This is a genomic window from Aneurinibacillus sp. UBA3580, from assembly GCF_002375825.1.
In the GTDB taxonomy this organism is placed as follows: domain Bacteria; phylum Bacillota; class Bacilli; order Aneurinibacillales; family Aneurinibacillaceae; genus Aneurinibacillus; species Aneurinibacillus danicus.
On the sequence record NZ_DFMZ01000067.1, the window covers coordinates 1,697 to 3,834 of the forward strand.

General features: G+C 42.1%; 1 protein-coding gene and 1 pseudogene. One reads left to right on the forward strand and one right to left on the reverse strand.

What is annotated here, in order from left to right:
* Nucleotides 1–689, reverse strand: a pseudogene (locus tag B2899_RS10500) (tRNA (N6-isopentenyl adenosine(37)-C2)-methylthiotransferase MiaB); the annotation flags it as partial.
* Nucleotides 690–984: 295 nt separating this feature from the next.
* Here B2899_RS10500 and B2899_RS10505 point away from each other — a divergent pair.
* Nucleotides 985–2,025: a zinc-dependent alcohol dehydrogenase family protein gene (locus tag B2899_RS10505; protein ID WP_286885632.1), complete on the forward strand. Its 1,041-nt coding sequence runs from the start codon at nt 985–987 to the stop codon at nt 2,023–2,025.
* The last annotated feature ends 113 nt before the right edge of the window (nt 2,026–2,138 follow it).

Here is a 2,138-nt window from a genome sequence, read left to right on the forward strand (position 1 = left end):
ACGATACAGTACGTACAGAACTTATCACAGCCGTACATGATGTTGACCCATGCGCGCAGTCCCTCTTTGCGCACTTTTGGCATATTCTCGACTACATCGCCTTCTTTGGACCAGACTTCCACAACCATTTCTTTATTGAAAAACGCATCGCGCATTAATACAGGCAAACGATGAATATTGTGCGTACCAAAGATTAAATCGACGTGCTGAAAGCTCTTCAGAATACGGTTTACGACCGCTTCTTCCTGGGACATACAGCCGCATACCCCCAGAATGAGCTCAGGCTTTTCTTTTTTCAAGTGCTTCAAGCGGCCCAGCTCGCCAAAAACTTTGTCTTCGGCGTTCTCGCGAATGGCGCATGTGTTGAACAAAATTACGTCCGCCTGCTTTTCGTCTTCTGTCGGAGTAAAGCTCATCGCCTGGAGAAGACCGGTAATGGTTTCCGTATCATGTTCATTGGCCTGACAACCGTACGTACGGATAAGGAAGGTACGACCTTTGCCCAGTTCCTTAAGCTCCTCCGGAATGCCGGTAAATTCCTGGTATTCGATCCCGTTGCTTGTTCTTTTTTTCGCCTCTTTCAGGCTTGGTGCCGTTCCGATAAAGTATTTACTGTAGTCTTTCTCCTTCTTCGGAGCGGATTTTAAGTCCGCTGAAGAAGATGCATGATTTTTCAGTTCTTGTGCCATAATAACCTCCATAAAAACTCATTATTTAATGAATGATACGATTAGAATTATACATAACCATAGATAGAAAAACAAAGAAAAAGCAATGAAATGAGTCTAAGGCTAAACATTCTGTTGTACAAATAATAAATATTCTATTAAAGCTATAAAATCGAGCACAGGTCTCATGTGTTCGACTTCTGCTCATGAGAATCATTGGAATTAATCGTACATTGCCTTGCCTTATATTCAGTGCTATTATATAACGCATCAATCATTTATTATACACAACCTACTTGTCAGGAGGAGACTTTTAATGAAAGCGCTTGTATTCAATGGAGTGAAAAGTAAAGAAATAGTTGAAAAACCAAAACCTTCGCTTGAAAAGCCAACCGATGTCATTGTAAAAATTACAAAAACAACCATTTGCGGAACTGATTTACACATCCTTACTGGAGATGTTCCTGCTGTTACAGTAGGACGTACGTTGGGCCATGAGGGTGTCGGAATCGTTGAAGAAGTTGGGTCAGCAGTCAACAATTTTAAGGTTGGAGACCGAGTACTCATCTCCTGCATTACCTCCTGCGGAAAATGTGAAAATTGCAAAAAATCTTTGTACGCTCATTGTGAAGACGGCGGTTGGATTCTGGGTCACTTAATTGATGGCACTCAGGCCGAATATGTTCGCATCCCCCATGCTGATAACAGTCTGTATCATATCCCAGAGGGTGTGGACGAAGAAGCACTTGTTATGCTGAGCGATATATTGCCTACTGGATTTGAAATCGGTGTTCTTGCGGGACAGGTCAAGCCTGGTGATACAGTCGCAATCGTAGGGGCAGGTCCTGTAGGCTTAGCGTCGCTATTGACAGCCCAATTCTATTCTCCAGCCGAAATCATCATGATCGATTTAGACGACAACCGTCTTGATATTGCCAAGAAATTTGGAGCGACACAATTGGTAAACTCTTCGGACGGCAAAGCAGTAGAAAAAGTGATGGCGCTTACAGACAATAAGGGCGCAGATGTTGTAATGGAAGCTGTTGGAATTCCACCAACATTCTTGCTTTGCCAAGAAATCGTAAAAGCAGGCGGTCACATTGCAAACATTGGGGTTCATGGAAAGAGCGTTGAACTCCATATTGATAAGCTGTGGATTCGCAACATTACGTTAACTACAGGTTTAGTGAGTACAAGTTCAACACCCATGCTATTAAAGACTGTAAAATCAGGAAAATTGAAACCGGAGCAATTAATTACTCACCGTTTTTCCTTTGATGATATCCTTAAAGCTTATGATGTTTTCGGAAACGCCGCACGGGATCGAGCATTAAAGGTTATTATTTCCAACGAATAATTTGTTATGCCGTATTGCCTTGATGAGTACTGCTATAAATATGGAATTAGGGGCGTCCCAAAAGTAGATTTTTGATGCTTGAGGGACACCTTTTTTTTGTGAAAATCATGAGA

Coding starts and splice junctions, on each gene's coding strand:
- B2899_RS10505 (WP_286885632.1), top strand. CDS start 985: ATGAAAGCGCTTGTATTCAATGGAGTGAAAAGTAAAGAAATAGTTGAA.